The 16,361-nt window shown below is 62.7% G+C and carries 8 protein-coding genes; 7 read left to right on the top strand and 1 reads right to left on the bottom strand.

The window, feature by feature from the left end:
• Window positions 1–341: 341 nt before the first annotated feature.
• The 7 genes from QM782_RS21790 to QM782_RS21820 all read left to right on the top strand — a co-directional run bounded on the left by QM782_RS21790 (window position 342) and on the right by QM782_RS21820 (window position 15,556).
• On the top strand, window positions 342–2,087 hold the full coding sequence (locus QM782_RS21790; RefSeq protein WP_415204959.1) for an HsdM family class I SAM-dependent methyltransferase: 1,746 nt from the start codon (window positions 342–344) through the stop codon (window positions 2,085–2,087).
• A 309-nt stretch (window positions 2,088–2,396) separates the two neighbouring features.
• Complete coding sequence (locus QM782_RS21795; protein ID WP_415204960.1) at window positions 2,397–4,889, top strand: hypothetical protein; 2,493 nt, start codon at window positions 2,397–2,399, stop codon at window positions 4,887–4,889.
• Window positions 4,876–9,078 carry a helicase-related protein gene (locus QM782_RS21800; RefSeq protein ID WP_415204961.1) on the top strand — a complete coding sequence of 1,401 codons (4,203 nt, stop codon included), beginning with the start codon at window positions 4,876–4,878 and terminating at the stop codon, window positions 9,076–9,078. The genes QM782_RS21795 and QM782_RS21800 overlap by 14 nt, the downstream gene beginning before the upstream one ends.
• A gap of 12 nt (window positions 9,079–9,090) precedes the next feature.
• Window positions 9,091–11,298, top strand: a complete 2,208-nt coding sequence (locus QM782_RS21805) for a hypothetical protein (RefSeq protein ID WP_415204962.1) — start codon at window positions 9,091–9,093, stop codon at window positions 11,296–11,298.
• Between the two features lie 7 nt (window positions 11,299–11,305).
• Complete coding sequence (locus QM782_RS21810) at window positions 11,306–12,181, top strand: phospholipase D-like domain-containing protein (protein ID WP_415204963.1); 876 nt, start codon at window positions 11,306–11,308, stop codon at window positions 12,179–12,181.
• 76 nt (window positions 12,182–12,257) lie between these two features.
• Complete coding sequence (locus QM782_RS21815; protein ID WP_415204964.1) at window positions 12,258–14,105, top strand: SIR2 family protein; 1,848 nt, start codon at window positions 12,258–12,260, stop codon at window positions 14,103–14,105.
• A gap of 14 nt (window positions 14,106–14,119) precedes the next feature.
• Entirely contained in the window at window positions 14,120–15,556 is a 1,437-nt protein-coding gene (locus tag QM782_RS21820) for an argonaute/piwi family protein (RefSeq protein WP_415204965.1), read from the top strand.
• Here the strand turns inward: QM782_RS21820 and QM782_RS21825 are convergent.
• Complete coding sequence (locus QM782_RS21825; protein ID WP_415204966.1) at window positions 15,549–16,214, bottom strand: hypothetical protein; 666 nt, start codon at window positions 16,212–16,214, stop codon at window positions 15,549–15,551. The two genes, QM782_RS21820 and QM782_RS21825, sit on opposite strands and share 8 nt — an antisense overlap.
• Window positions 16,215–16,361 lie beyond the last annotated feature (147 nt).

Consider the following 16,361-nt stretch of genomic DNA (forward strand, 5'->3'; position numbering starts at 1 on the left):
CAACACATCTTCATTCGCAAGGATTGAGGCCTCCCGCTTTTCCATATTGTGAAGTAATTCATTTGCGGCGCACCAAATGAGGGCATTTACTCCGGATCTCCGGCAAACGCCCCTCAGGTTTGTTGCAGAATGTTTATTCAACCTGTTGAGGTGCGGTTTCAAACGGGAGATTGACGACAAGACGGCGGTCATGAGCAGGCTTCTCAAGAAGCGGGGCCGGTGGCGCAAGTCATGTCACATGTTCACTGACCAAAAATTCAGCCATTTCAAGGGAGAAGGATGAGCGCAAAGCTGTCAATTGATGCGACGACTACAGCAAGTGGGAGCGGGAACTCAGACTGATGGCGCCGTTTTCAAAGCTGTCCATCAAGCGACGCGTTCGAGCCCTCGGACAAATCACCGAGAAATGCGGATGCGACGCGCCGACGCTCGTCGGCACAATCCTGCGCATTTGGTGCAAGACAGCATTCCCTGCGCTACCGAAGCCGTCTCTGCCCTATTCCAAAGGGCTCGCCGCCGAGCCACAAATAAAGGCCTTTGTGGTGGTTCTAGGCCAACTAAGCTTTCTCGAGGCGACGTACTGGCTGAGTTCCTCCTACGCCATGCTGGTCGATGAGGCTTATCAGAAGAAGCTGGCAATGTTCTTCACGCCGGCGTCGCTTACCGAAGGACTGCTTGACGACCTTGCTGCACAGGGCGTCGACTTCGGTAGCCAGTCTTTCATGGACCCGGCCTGCGGCGGAGCAGCCTTCTTAGCCCCCATTGCGCTGCGCATGCGAACGGCGCTAGCGGCTGAGGGGAGATCGGCACTTAAAACTCTCAAGCACATCGAAAAGCACCTCCACGGAGGCGACCTGGATAAGACGCTGTGCGAGCTGTCCAAGCACTTCCTGTGCATGGCCCTGCACGCTGAGATCCAGAAGACAGGGTACATCCCATCGTTCAAGGTCCACCCGGCCAACTCATTGATCCACCTGGCCGCCAGCCTCGGCACGGTCGACGTCGTCGTCTGCAATCCGCCTTACCGCAAGATGACCTCCGGCGAGTTGGAGCCGTTGCGCGACACATACTCGGACGTCATCGAGGCCCAACCGAACCTCTACTGTCTCTTCATCACCCTCTGCGTTCGCTTGCTTCGAATTGGAGGGCGTGCCGCTCTCGTCACACCGACCAGCTTTCTGTCCGGGCAGTACTTCGGGCGGCTGCGCATGTTCCTCATCCGTAACACCGACGTCGAGCACATAGGCATGGTCAGCGACCGCCAAGGTGTGTTCATCGACGTGGAGCAGGAGACAGCATTGACGGTGCTGAGGCGCTGCGCCGAAGAGGATCGCAAGCAAGTGCGAGCCAACGTCTCAGTCGTCTCGAGAACTGGTCAATACACGAGCGTCGGTGAATGCACGCTGCCCAACGCCGGCGCCGTGTGGCCCATCCCGCGCTCCATTGAAGATGTGGCCCTACTCAGGACGGCCACCTTATCGCGGTTCCGCCTGTCCGATTACGGCTACCGGGTGCGCATCGGGGCGTACGTCTGGAATCGAGACAAGCGGCCCAAGTTTGAATCCCTTCAGGACGCGCGGCAAGTCAAGGCACACACGGCGATGCCGCTGATGTGGTCGCGGGACATTGTTTCCTGCGGCATCGTTCGACTTGAGGATACCTCCGCCTATGACGGGGAGCATCGCTTCGTCGACCTGGGAGACAAGGAGCACACGTCTGTAGTCACGTCGCCGTGCGTGGTAATGCAACGAGTGACGTCCAACGATCAGCCGCGGCGCCTTGTGGCGGCCGCCGTGTCGCCGGGCGTCTTTGACACCTACGGTGGGTTTGTTGGCGAGAACCACGTCGTCATCATCGAAGCGGTCAGCGGCAAACCAGCCCTGCCACCCACCAAGCTAGCGAAGCTCCTGAGCGCGCACGCGGTCGAGCGCTACTTTCGGTGCATCTCGGGCGCCACCAACGTCTCGGCGTTCGAGCTCAACCAGCTTGCACTACCCGACCCGCAGGTACTTCGCGGGGTCGCTGCCAATGGCAGGTCCATGGACGAAGCAGTGAGCCTGGCGTTCGGGCTCGTTTCCGAAGGATGAATAGACAAGGCAAACATTAGTTCGGACTTTGCAATGCCTCAATTCAAGTCACTGGCGGACCGCCAAGCAGACCAAGCGAAAGCACGCGAAAAGCAAGCCGAACGGGCTCGTAAGTACGCCGCCAAGCCCGTGGGAGGGAAACCGTCATCGGCCAAGCCCCGCGCAGTGCCGCTGCCGCCTTCCCCGCCGCCGACCCCAGCGCGTCCACAACGGGCGTGGGCCCAGGTCCGCGCGGGCAACGCTCACCTGACCTACCAATCCCGCACGGCCAACGAAACTGTTGCAGCACAACCTTGGACTAAAGAGCTCGTGAGCACCCTGCTCGCAGCCGCCGACCAAGGCGGCGTGACGCTCTGCCTTGTCTGGCCGGCGAAGGTAACCGCGCTGCCGCTGCTGCATGCGTTGGCAAACATCGAGCGCGTTTTCGCCAAGGACCTGCGTGGCGTCCGCACCTTGCTCTATCCGGGCACGCACGCCTGCCGCGCGCTGCTCCATAGCGTGCTCGCCAACCGCGAGGCACTGAGTGCTCTCTATCGAACGCTGTGGGTGCAGCGGGCGAACGGTGCATTCGAGCCGGAGTCATGCACGTTATCGCCAGCGTTCCTCGCCGCCTTGTGGGCATTGAACGACCTTACTCAGCACACACCCGAGGCCCCGAACCCTTCTCTGGCAGAGCTCGTTCCGACATTTGTCTTCGACCCCGCCAAGCGAGCCTGGGCCACGACGACGTCCAACCCGCTGGAACGCACCCTTGCGAAGGTCGAACGCTTGGCGCATCGGCGCGACTTGCGCCAGAGGGTCAGCCTCGAGTGGGATATCCCCGACAAGGCGCCGGGTGCCCTCATGGTGCTGCACCACACGGCCAAGAAGGAGTCGTGGCGGACGGCTTTGGCCGCCCAGGCATTGAGGAGCCAGGGACGCCCGGAGGTCTTGCTGCTGGACGCAACGGACGCGGCGAAGCGCACGAATTACGCGGCGGTGGAGCGAATCCCCGGCTTTCTGTCGTTTGCACGAGAGAACGGATTCTCCGACATGGGGGCCGTCATCGTGACAGACGACCCGAAGACCTTCTTCATCCTGCGGGCGCAACTTCGCGATTCCGTGAGCACGCTCTCAACGAGGGTGTGGGCCGCCGAAGCCGACGAAATGCTGCTCTCGGCGCATCCGGTCGCTGCCGACTGGCAGCCCGCTCCGCGCAGCAACTCGAACTTCAGCGTGAGCATCGTCGACCGGGACGCATCCCAGCTTGCGCTGGCGTTCCAACGTCTGACTTCAGCGGCCGGCAATGAGGAGAGCCCAGCCTACCAGGCACTGCTCGAGGCCTGCATGTACGTTCTGCGGCTATCCAACATGCCGGCGGGCTACACCGACCTCACCGCGACGTCGGCGGAGGCCAGCGAAGGCGACTACGGCAGCCGGCAGAACGCCTGGACGCCTGTGAAGCTCAAACTCGCCGCAGCACTCGACTCCGGCGCGTTAAACCAGGTACGCGACTCCGTTGAACGGGCCATCGCGCGGGCCGAAAAGCTTCTCGACGACTGGAACGATGCCACGCCAATGGCGTCTCGCATGTTGGCCGAAGTCCGCAAACACGCAGTTGCCAGCCGACAGGGCATCTCGCTGGTGCTGACGAATAACCGGTACGTGCTGCTGGCGCATAGCTTTCTGCAGCGGAAGCTGGGAGCAGATTGGCCCACTGCTGAAGGGCGTATCGAATGGCACACGCTCTCTGCTGTGGGCAAGACGCTCGCTGGGGACCGTAGGAGCAAGCACTTCACCTTTGTCGGCATCAATCCAGACGTGCTTCGCATTCTGGTGACGCATCCGGAAGTGCCACACGGAACTGCGGTGCTGGTGGCCTATCGGCAGGCCGAATCCACGCTCACGACGCTCACCAGCATGAAGGAGGTGGATGCGTTCAAGGCCTACCGGGGGCGTATCGGTCTGCTGGCCCAGGAGCTAGAGCGGCGCCTCGCAGAGGTTCCGAACCCGCTGGGCATCAACAAGCTGCGCGAGATGCCGCTCACGTTCAAGTTCGACGACAACGGTCACAACAACCCGAATGGGGAGCAGACGTACTACAAGTTTGAACTGGAAGGTGGTGGTCGCGCGTACGCCTCTGGCTGGGTCTATCGTCATGTTCCCGACGAGGATCCGCCCTTCCGGCGAGCAGTCGCCAGCGCCATCCAGCCCGGCGACTTCATCTTCGACATGAGCGACGAGCTGCGCGCCAAGCTGGAGTCGTCATTGCAGCTAAACGGCGAAGGCGTGAGCTCTGTGGTGGACCCTGTGCGCATGCTGCTCAAGCTGTACCACGACGATGTTCAGCGGCGCTGCGCGTTGATGTTCACGTCTACTAAGCGGTCGGCGCTGGCTCGCGAGATTCACGCCAAGATGGTTGAACTGGACCCGAAGGCCACGGCCTGCCGGCCGGGTCGCGTGTACTACTGGCTGGCCCTGCAGGCGAAGGACGATACAAGGCCTCACGCCGCCAAGGATTCCAAGTACTTCAAGGTCTTCTGCAAGGCCTTGGGCATCAGCGACGAGGCGGCCGAGCAGCACTGGGGCTTCGTGCGCAATGCGCGGCGTTTGAATCAGTACCTGGGGCGGGAGCTGGTCGCCCGGTACGCCGAGATTCTGTTCCAGCCAGAGAGCGCTGCGACATACCGCAAGGTGCCCGAAGATGTTATCCGGCAACTGCAACAGGAAGCGTTGCGGTGCGTCTACCGAGTCGAACACGTCGTGCCGCCGCCAGCGCGTGTGACCACGAACAAGAAGGGAGAGACAAGTGCCCATTCTTAGTAAGAACCCCCGCGACATCCATCCGGCCTACAAGGAGGCTGTCGTCGACAGCCTCCTCAACGGACTGTCGGCGCGGCTCGCCGGCCGAGGCGACTTCTACAAAGTCGTTTACGGGGCCAAGCCGAGCGCTGCGCTGATGTCGGAATTCATCATGCCGATGCCGCTAGAGGAGCGTGGCGGTGACGAGGAGGCGGACCCCATCCGCATCAGTGCGCATGGCATGGACTTCCAGATTCGCTCGGCTGCTTTGGGCACCACGCTGGGCGTGTCGCTGACTGGCGCCGTATACGTCCGCATCCTGCCAACCGAGGATGAAGTGAAGCCCGGCGGACGACTGGAGGCCACGTTCCCATTGACGCGCGAGGCCCGAGCTGACATCCGCAGCAAGGTCAAGGACGCACTGAGCAAGCTCGTCGCCGCACTGCCAGGGGGCAAGATGCATCCGGATTGGGCCGCGAAGAGCTACGACGCTCGCAAGGCCGCCTACGAATCGATGGGCCTGCCGTTCGACAACCGATTGGACCGCGCTCCGGCGGAGGAAGACGCGGGAGCCGAAGGCACTCACGGTGAGAACGGCGAAGGCGGCGAGGAAGGCGAGGCACGCCCGGTTCAAGAGGTCGCCGTCGGATTGAGCACCCCTGACCACCTGGCCGACGACATTGCTCCCCCGCCGAAGTGGCTCCGGCTCGAGCTCGCCTTGCCCTCCTTCGAGTTCACCCCGGCGACAGCCCAGGCCGATGCGAAGAAGGCGACCGACGACCTGAATGCAGCCATCGCCAAGCATCTCGCCGACTGGGCCGCCAGCTCGGAGCCCGAAACAGGTGGCAAGTTGTGGGGGTACCGGCGCGCACGAGTGCGCCCGTCCGACGTGCGCAACTGGAAGGGCTTCCTAGAACGGGTGCGCGCCTCAAGCTTGGCGGTCATCGTGCCCCAGATTGAACTTCGTTGGGTTGTCCAGGCGATACCGGACCCGGTCGATGCGACTCGCACGACCGTCCACGTGGCACTGGAGAACTGGACCACTCCACTCACGAAGTCGAACTTCAAGGAGCTGGAACCCTCGCTCTTCCAGGTCTCTGTGACCACGGCAGTGCCGGCAGCCGACCACCAGTTTCTACGCCTGGACCGCGTCAAGCCGTCCTACCGGTACAACCAGTACCTCAAGTACCCGGCGCTGGGGTTCAACGGCGGCATCACCCTGACTGTCGATGGCGCACTGCACCGGCTGACCACGACCTGGGCGCCACGCTACGTGCTTCCCCGAATCATCCCGACCGATGGCGCCGTCGAGCGCAACATCGAAAAGCTGTCGCAACCCGACTGCCTGGCCGACCTGAAGCCTCTTGTCACGGCCTACGAGGCATGGCTAACCATGGTCGAAAAGCATCCGGTGGACCAAGGCCTCGGCGGGCCGAATACCGTGGAGCAACTGGCGGCCGAGAAGGAGAAGCTGCACCTGGACCTCGCGGCGTGGCGCCGTGAGCTGGGTGCTATCCGCTGCGGCCTGGACATCCTCGAGAAATCCCGCGCAAGTTGGAGCGGGCCAGGCGTCCAGAAGTCGCCGCTCGGCATCCCGTTCGAAGCGTGGGTTTCGATGAACACCGCAATGGCCAAGGTGGCGAAGTCGAAAGGCTATGACGAGTGGCGCCTGTTCCAGCTCGCCTTCATCCTGGCGTCCATTCCGGCTTTCGCGACGCGCATTCCGGAATTCCACAGCTACTACACGCCAGAGGTCGCCAAGCACGCCAACGCCGTGACGCTGCTGTACTTCTCGACTGGCGGCGGCAAATCCGAAGCGTTTCTGGGCCTGCTGGCATTCGTGCTTTTCATCGACCGTCTGCGGGGAAAGCGCCGAGGCGTGTCGGCCCTGATGCGCTACCCGTTGCGCCTGCTCACCCTGCAGCAAGCGCGCCGCACCTTCGCAACGATGGGCGCGGCCGAGGATGTTCGACACACGCGCGGGCATCCCGGCGAGCCGTTCTCGCTCGGGTTCTGGGTTGGCGGTAGCAACACGCCAAATTGGCATTCCGAGGACGGCTACACCGAAGTGCCCGGCGACGATGAAGTCGCCCCGAGTGCGGAGGCCAAGCAGAAGGACGTCCAGCCCTACAAGAGCGCCCGCGAGCGCTGGCTGAAGCTGTCCTCGTGCCCGTTTTGTGGCAATAGGGACGGCAGCCTCTTGGCGCTACGTCGTCAATCAGGCACCGGCGCCAACGCAATGGGGCACTACTGCACCGCGCCGAAAGAGAAGTGTTCCTGGAACGGCCGGTTCGCCAAGTCGACGCCGCTGCCCTTTTACATCGTCGACGAAGACATCTACGACCTGGCTCCGTCCGTCCTCCTGGGTACGGTCGACAAGCTCGCCGCCATCGGTCAGTCGCAGGGCACTATCCGCAAGTTCTTCGGGATGTTCGGGTTTGCGCCGCTGGTCGAGACCGGCAGCGAGCGCCTGTACGTACCGATGAAGTCCAAGGATTGGGATGGTCACCCGGGCGCCGGCACGCGCGCCCTGTTCCCCTCGTTCGCCTCAGGCGAAAAGAGGTTCTTCGACCCGCTTCCGGCACTGCTAATTCAGGACGAGGCCCACCTACTGGATGAGTCGCTGGGGACGTTCTCGGGTCTGTTCGAATCTGCGCTGGAGGCGGCGCTCGACCAACTCTCGCCGCTGTTGAAGGGTCATCTCTCATACGAGCCCGAGTCCACGGTCCGTCGAAAAATCAAGGTCATTGCAGCGTCGGCCACGGTCAGCGAGCCACAGCGACAAATGCGCAACCTCTACCAGCGCGACAACACGGTCCAGTTCCCCCATCCGGGACCCACGCTGTACGACTCGTTCTACGCAACGCCCCTCCAGCCTGACTCTACGTCCGACGACATCGAGCGCGCGGCCATTCCTGCAGGCGACGTGGAACTGCGCAGCCACTGGGCGCGCGTCTACGCCTCCGTCCTGACGAACGGGCACCGCCATACCGTGGCCATGGCCTCAGTGCTGGGCCACTACCACGTGATGCTCACCGGCCTGTACGAGCGCCTGCGCAGCGAGGACCCAACCAAGGAGGAGCCAGCCCGCAACGAGTTGATTCGGTGGGTATCTCCTGGACCTCTGCAGGCTCAGTTCATCCGGCTCCTGGCGGGCGCGGATGCCGCTACATTGCTGACGCTGGTGGATCTGCACCGAATCGCCCTGACCTACGTCACGAACAAGAAGGGTGGCGACCAGGTCATCGATACCGAAAAGGTCCAGTTCGACAAGCTCCATCATGTCGAGGGTCACGCCAACCAGGCTTTGAGCTCGAAGCTCATCTCGGGAGCGGTATCCGCCGCTGACATCCAGGACATCGTCCGGCGGGCCGAGACCCGCGTTGGCGTCAACAAGCCTTTCCCGGAGCTGAACGACACCCTGCGGTCGGTCATTGCTACCTCCGCCATCTCGCACGGCGTCGACGTCGAGGAGTTCAATGCGATGTTCTTCGCGGGCATCCCGTCGGACATTGCAGAGTACATCCAGGCGTCGTCACGCGTGGGCCGCACGCACGTTGGCTTCTCGCTGCTGGTGCCTGTGCCGCAGCGGTACCGCGATCGGTTCGTACTCGAGATTCACGACATCTTCCACCGGTTCCTTGAGCGGATGATTCTGCCGGCGGCCGTGGACCGCTGGGCCGAGAAGGCGCTGGTGCGGGTGATGCCTAGCTTCTTCCAGGAGTATGTGTGCGGCATGAACGCCATCGAACGCCTGTGCGCGGCGGACGACAACAAGAAGCGCAACAGCCCTACCTTTGCCATGGCGCCCGACGTGCGCGACTTCCTGGCCGTTCCAGCCCACATGAAGGCCACCGAGGCGTTTATGGAGAAAGCGCTCGGGCTGTCCTTCTCGCCATCGCCTGAAGGGAAGAACTACTACCGATCCCTGCTCAAGAGCCAGCTCACCCACTACCAGCAGGACCTGGGTGTCGACCGCCTGGTGAACAGTACTCGCCTGGTTCAGTTCTTTGCTGCGCGCAACAACCTGCTGCGACCAATGACATCGCTGCGCGACGTGGACCAGCCAGGTCTTATCCACGAGTCGGGTGTCGATGCGTCGTACAAACGCGTGGCAGACGGAATGACGGCGCGGGCGATGACCTTCATTCGGCGAGGCTCCGGCGCCGACATCGACTCGACCGATAGCGCGACGGAAGCGCGGAGCTGAGGGAAAAGCAAGATGGCAAAAGCCAAAACGATGAGCCGATCGCGCAACCAGCTCGCGACGGCCTACGCCCCAGAGAGCTTCTTCACCTTCGAAGGCGGGATGGGGGCCTGCATTGCCCGCTCTTCGGCCGGCGAGCCTATCCAGCTCTCGGAATCAACCATGGACTTGGTGTTCGAGCGGATGAACGAGCTGGGGCGTGCCTGGTTCAACACCGCCTCGTCTGCGCGCGACGGCGACCCGACGAAACCACGCATCCTCCCCGCGCAATGCGTCGACCAGGTGCTGCTTGACCCGACGAAGACGGAGTTTCAACTGCCAGGGCAGGACCGGTTCTATCTGTGCCGGCCCTCGCACATGGAGTACACGCCGGCGCCGCTGACGTTTGTGTGCCGAACCTGTGGAATGTTCCAGGACTACGAGACCCTCGCGGAGCTGGACAAGAACCTCGAAAACCTGACGCCCGACCGCTGCCCCAATCCCAAGAAGAAGGAGCAGTGCGACTGGGAGCAACTCGATGTGATTTTTGTGCACTGGTCCGGTCACTGGGAGGCAGCCTTTCCTGGCCAATGGCACTGGAGCGACCGCGATGCCAAGGTCGTAAAACGTCGCGACAACTGCGTCTGCGGAAGCTACTTGTTCAAGTTGAATCGGCGCTCTGCTGGCATCGGCGATTGGTTCTTCGAGTGCGCCGCCTGCGACAAGCCGCTGTCGCCGAAGTGGCTGCAGAACGACCGCGACACCCTGCGCATTCTTGGACCGGCGATGGGACCGGACCGACTGACCGAAGTGCGGATGCAGGCCACACCCTATCGCGCGTCGAGCGCGTATTACGTCAAGTCGGACCTGTTCATCGACTTCAAGGATGGCAGCCAGCAGCTGCTGACCCGGATGCGGCCTGGACGAGAAGCAGAGCTCAAGGACTTCGTGGCTAAGCAGTACGGCTTTGCCGCGCAGTCCATCACGGACGAGGACGTGCAGAAGGCCTGCGAGAGCAAGCCGGAATGCGCCAAGGACCTGGCGGACTATCTGGCCGCTGTGGGGCAGATTCGGGCTGTCGAACCACAGCTAGAGTCCTTCACCGAGCCCGCACGTGCCGCGATGAAGGGTTTGCTGGACCTCGCCTACAACAATCGTCAACGCATCCTTGACGACCTGCGCCAGCGACAAATTCTGCTACCCAAGGTGGACCTTCCGGTGTCGGTGGTCTCGAACCTTCAGAACAGGCAGTCAACGTTCGCGTCCAAGTTCGACCCATTTCGCCTGGCCGTCGAGCACGCGGCGCTCAAGAGCACGCGTCTGGACGTGGAGACGCGGACGAACGGGAAGAAGCCGTATGTGTCCTTCACCCGGCTGGACGAAGACCTAGCGCCGGAAGACAAGGACAAGACGGACCAGGTACAGACTGCGACGCGTTCCTTGCTCGACAAGCTCGGCCTGGAGGACATGGGCCTCGTCCGGGAGTTCGACCTGTGCCGCTTCAGCTTCGGCTACTCTCGGATGGAATCGACGCCCATCCTGCGAGACAAGCGGGGCATGGACATGCCCGTTCGCCTCAACCTGTTCCCACCGGTGAAGCAGAGCGACAGCTATCGATTTCCCGTCTACGTGGTGCAACAGGGCAATGAGGCTATCTATGTGCGGCTCAAGGAAGAACTCGTTCTCGAATGGCTGCGCACGTTGAGGTGCCCAGACATGTTCATACTGAATCCGGGCGAGAGGATTGGCGCCGGCCTGCTGGGTGCGGCTCAGCCAATGAGTCCATTCCTGGACAACCTGCCGGAGACCACGGCGCCGCCGGCCTACTTCTACCTGTACACCCTACTCCACAGCTACTCACACCTGCTGATGAAGCACGTGTCGGAATACTCCGGCCTGGACCTGGGTTCGTTGGGCGAGTACATCTTCCCGGCTGACCTGGCCTTCGTGGTCTACCGCAACGGCACAACGATGGACCTGGGCAACCTGTCAGCGCTCTGGCGCAACGCCGGCCCGGCGATGCTGACCGCAATGCTCGGCGCCAAGGCGACGCAATGCGGAACCGGCTCACTGTGCACGGAGCGCGGCGGCGCCTGCCCTGACTGCGTGATGATGCCGGAGACGTCGTGCATTGCCAGCAACAAGCTGCTCTCACGATCGGTTTTGCGGTCCATCGGGGGCAGGCCTCGTCTCGACAAACGGGGCACGCCGATTGCCGGCTACTTAGACATGGTCAAACCGTAGGTCTGCGATGCCGACCCAGAAGCTGACCGCGTTCGAGCAAACCGTCTTGGCCGGCCTGGCTGAGAAAGCCGGACTCGCCGCAGCGGTGCTGGAGGCGTGGGCAGAGCTGCCCGCCGGCTCGGCGCAGTCAGCCCGCTCGCTCATCGATGCGGCGCAATTGGGTGTGACCGAAGAAGGCGCGACACAGGGCCTACTCGAGCGCTCGGCGAGCCTGGGGCTCATTGAGTTGACGCCGGCGGGATACAAGCTGCGCAACGGTGCTCACGAACGCTTCCCGCGCCTAGCCTTCGCCCTTCATGCCGTTGAGCACTATCGGTCGTCCGTACACCACGATGCAACCGTGACGCAGGTTGTGCTCACCAAGCCGCCTCGGCCTAGCGTGCTGGAGCAAGAGCTGTCGGCGCTGGGTTGGCGAACCGCCGAACTGGAGGCCACTGAGCACGCTTTCCACGGCATGGTGCGGGCGGCCCGACGGCGCGTGGTGGTCATGACACCGTTCTTTGACAGCACGGGCGCGGCCTGGTTGAAGGAGCTTCTGTCTTATGTGGCCCCGAGGGTCGAGCGCACCCTGATTCTTCGTAGCTTGGAAGACAACACTCGGAAGGACTACCCATTCGGTTTCGATGCCATCTCGACGTGGCTCAAGGCGCAGGGCGTGCGGGTTTTCAACTACTCGATTCCGCGCAGGGATGGCGGACGGGAGACTTTCCATGCGAAAGCTGTGCTGTGCGACTGCGGCATCGCATACCTTGGATCGTCGAATGTCACCGCAGCCTCTTTGGAACACTCGATGGAGATGGGCGTTGTCCTGCAGGGGCGTGCCGCTACCGGTGTAGCTGAGGTTATTGATGCTGTTCTGGCCGCTTCCACCCCCTGGGATTGAGCCGGCGCAATCCGTTACTACGAGTTGCTATGACGGGGATGCAGATTCCGAGAAGAAAAGGTGCAAGGAAATTCAGATGAAGGAACTAAGTGGACGAGCATTTGCCGAGCGGTTTGCCTTGAACCCCATGGGCTATTCGTGGCTGCTTGGCGCGGGCGCGTCTGCGACGGCAGGCATACCAACCGGCTACCAGATGATCCAGGAGTTCCGAACCCGCCTCTACGCATCGGAGGCGGGTATCAGTCTGCGCGAGATCGACTCCGCGGACCCCATCTGGCAAGCGCGCATCGACCGCCATCATGAACGGCAAGGCTCACTGCCACCGAAATGGGACCCGTCGGAGTACAGCCGCGCCTTCGAAGCGCTCTACCCCACTCCTGAGGACCGACGTCTCTACATCAGGAATCAGGTCAGCAAAGGTAGTCCATCTCTGGGACACAAGGTCCTGGGCTCTCTGCTCAGTGCGCGGAAGACTCCTTGCGTCTTCACCACCAACTTCGACGCACTTATTGAGAGCGCTGCCACAGTGGCCGCTCAGTTCCTGCCTGCAGACCAACGCACAACGGTGACGCTCGCGGCCATTGACAACGCAGCCCGCGCCGAAACCTGCCTGCGCGAAAGCGAATGGCCGTTGATCGTCAAGTTGCACGGGGACTACCAGTCGATCGAGTTGAAGAACACCGATGCGGAGCTGTTGGAGCAGGACACGCAGTTGCGCCTAGTGTTGACTCAATCACTTCAGAGGTTCGGTCTGGTCGTCGTGGGCTACAGCGGCAGGGATGTGTCGGTCATGCAGGCCTTGAGCGCGGTGCTCAGGGACCCTGTCCCCTATCCCAAGGGGATTTACTGGCTGTGCCAAGACCCGGCCAATCTACTGCCTGCCGTGAGGGAGTTCTTGGAACAAGCTGCACTCGCGCAGGTAGATGTGCACCTTGTGCGTGGTACCACGTTCGACGAGCTGCTCGGCGATATCGCCGACGTGACCGACCTGCCGCAGACCTTGGTCTCCCATATCTTCGGTGACCGACGCTCGACCGACACCACGCAAGTGCCACTCCAGCGCCAAGCGGCCCTGGCGGCGCCGGTCCTGCGCCTCTCCGCAATGCCCCTGCTCGAGATGCCTCGTGCGGCACGCAGGCTCACTTTGAACGCACAGGCGGGGATATCCGACGTGCGCGCCCTGCTCAAGCAAGCGAACGCAAAAGCCGTTGTCGGCCAAGCCGGAAATCCCGGCCTCCTCGCCGCGTTCGGAGCCGATGCCCCGCTCACCCAGGCGCTGGCCCCGTTCGGCTCCTCATCCGCCGGCGAAATTGCGCTCGACATTGGCAAGGACTCCTGGGCCAAGGGCGTGGTCTACGACGCGCTCGTGCTCGCCCTGTGTCGAGAACTGCCTCTGCATGCCCGCCTCCAGGGCCGGGGCCACAGCCTCTCGGTGTCGCGCCCGAGATCGGATCTGCCACCGGAGGTTGCCCAGGACCGGCGAAGCCTTCTGGCCAAGCTCAGGGTTGCCTACGGAACTGAGCTGACAGGTCCCGTACCCGGCACGACGGGAAAGTATGCCGAAGGCCTGTGGATCCGCCTGGAGGAAGCCGACGATCGCTGGTGGGTCGTGTTCGAGCCCGCAACCTTCATTGACTTCGGCAGGCCGCAGCAGGATGAGGACCCCGCCCAGGCCAGCCTCGAATGGAGGAAGGCCGAGGACTGGCGGCGCGAACGTTGGGTTCAGAAATACAACCACAAATGGTCCACCATCCTGGACGCCTGGGTGGAACTGCTCACGCACGCCAAGGGCGCGCGGCGCGGCGCCTATGGCTTGCCAGAGGGGGATGGCATCGATGCCGTGTTCGAGCTTGGCCCAAGGACAGCGCGCAGCCGACCTGGCCACGATCACGACTATTTTCATTTTCAGCGGGGGCAGCAATGAACGCGGAAGCGCCCTTGCCCATCCACCTGCCTGCCTTCACGTTGCTGGACGAACCCGCGCTGGCCTTCGCGGCGGGCGACCCAAAGGCCATGCATCGCCATCCGCTGATTGGATTGTCACGGTTCGGCGCTTTCGACAAGGATTCGTTTCGACGCTATGTCACCGAGCTGCGAGTCGCATACGTGGGTCCTCGCTCGGGCGCGGCGCCAGTGCGCGACATGCGCGAGAGCTTGCGCGGCCCTCAACGCAACACGGACCGCAACAGCTATGCGCAGGCATTCCCAGGATTCGAGCCTCTGTTCGGCGTCGACCTCCTCGGCGCCGACAAGCAGGTCCACGTGGCCTGGCCAGAGGAGCTGTATGACCTTGGCCAGGGAAAGACGGTGGCGGACCGCGTTCGCGCGGCACTTCATCAAGCCCTCAAGCGGCTCGACACAATGCGTGACCAGTTCGACGTGGCACTGGTCTACTTCCCTGATCGCTGGTTGCCCCATCTGCGAACCAAGGAATTCGATGCCCATGATGAACTGAAGGCGCTCGGTGCCCAACTGGGGATTCCGACACAGGTTGTCAACGACAAGTCCCTGCGATTCGACAATTGGGGCGCGCGCTCGTGGCGGCTCGCGGTCGCGCTGTATGCAAAATCGGGAGGCACTCCTTGGAAGCTCGCGCCGATTGAGGGTGTCCCTGCGGATACTGCCTACATCGGTCTGGCCTACGCGATTCGTCGCTCGTCCGACGAAGCCCACTACGTCACCTGCTGTTCGCAGGTCTTCGACATGGAGGGCGGCGGGATGCAGTTCATCGCGTTTGAGGCGAACGACGCCATCGCCAACGAGGCCGAAGCGCGGCACAACCCCTTTCTCTCGCAAGCCGATATGCGGGCTGTACTGACGCGCAGTCTTCGCTTGTACCTTGAGGGACACGGTGGTCGTGTACCGCGCCGCCTGGTAATCCACAAGACCACGGCATTCACGGATGGCGAGCTCAAGGGGGCCCAGGACGCGACCCAGTCGATCCCCGAAGTCGAATGCGTGGAGATCGGCTCCAGTTCGGCATGGCGCGGAGTTTGGATGGTCGAGGCGCCCGGCAAGGCTCCGAAGATTGAGCCTGCGCGCTTTCCCGTGCCTCGCGGCACCATGGTCATGACCTCAGGTAGCTCCGCACTGCTGTGGGTCGCCGGCAATGCTCCATCTGCGGTCGGCGGACGGGACTACTTTCAGGGTGGGAAGAGCATTCCGAAACCCATGGTGCTGCGCAGGCATATGGGGCGCGGCCCTTTCGATCTCCTGGCGTCCGAAGCCATGGCTCTCGCCAAAATGGACTGGAACAACGACGCCCTCTACGATCCGCTCCCTGTAACTATCATGTATTCACAGCGGCTGTCGCGCACGATCTCCAATGTGCCCAATTTGCCCGGCCACAGCTATCCCTATCGATTGTTCATGTGACCGGACGCCCACCCTGCTTGCGCTCCCGCAGATAGTTGACCAGCAGAGCGGCCATGTCGCCGGTAGAGAGCTTGCCGGCGCGTTTGAGCGCGATCAACATATCCTGCACCGGCCCGGAACGTACCTCATCGCCCGCCAGCCGCGTGACCGTCTCGGCCCACTGATCCATGGACGTGGGCGTATAGCTCACATGGTGCTTGTGTGCGAGGTCACAGACGAACTGCGCCACGCCCGTGGTTGGAATCGTCAGGCGGACGCCGGCGTGCGCTTCCGAGCACATGCGATCGTTGACATAGGCCACGTTACGGTCACCCAGGGCAACCCTGGGGGAGACCCGGCGGTGATCCGTATCGAGAACCAGAGAATCGCCGCGATCGCGAGATGCCTGAGCGGTAGTGCCCTCTGCCTTGGAGTGAGCCACCATCTTGAGCTTGGCTGCCACTTCGCGTGCCAGTGTCTCGAACTCGGCCAGCGGCCGCACCGTGCCGCTCCCGCCATCCCGATGGGCTTTGGCGTAGACGCCGGCACCGAGACACATCAGTTCGCCCTCGCGCTGCAGCACTTGGAGCGCATGCGATACCTGTGACACGCTGCCCAGCCCCGCCAGTTCAGAGCGCAGAACAACGTCGCCGGTACGGCGCCGGATCGACAAACGCATGGTCCTGGAGCTTCATGGATTGAGCCTCGCACAGCATGCCGATCATGCCTGCTTCAGGTTAAACCAAGGTCGGCGACCTGCCTGCTTCCTGAACTCCGGACATCCAACCCACCAATCCATTCACAGTCGGGGGGTTGCCGCGGATGA

Source organism: Pseudorhodoferax sp. (genome assembly GCF_047601025.1).
Classification (GTDB): Bacteria; Pseudomonadota; Gammaproteobacteria; order Burkholderiales; family Burkholderiaceae_C; genus Pseudorhodoferax.

Bases quoted from the DNA above. Each gene is read 5' to 3' on its own strand.
- QM782_RS21810 (WP_415204963.1), top strand. From the start codon at position 11,306: ATGCCGACCCAGAAGCTGACCGCGTTCGAGCAAACCGTCTTGGCCGGC.
- QM782_RS21815 (WP_415204964.1), top strand. From the start codon at position 12,258: ATGAAGGAACTAAGTGGACGAGCATTTGCCGAGCGGTTTGCCTTGAAC.
- QM782_RS21790 (WP_415204959.1), top strand. From the start codon at position 342: ATGGCGCCGTTTTCAAAGCTGTCCATCAAGCGACGCGTTCGAGCCCTC.
- QM782_RS21825 (WP_415204966.1), bottom strand. From the start codon at position 16,214: ATGCGTTTGTCGATCCGGCGCCGTACCGGCGACGTTGTTCTGCGCTCT.
- QM782_RS21805 (WP_415204962.1), top strand. From the start codon at position 9,091: ATGGCAAAAGCCAAAACGATGAGCCGATCGCGCAACCAGCTCGCGACG.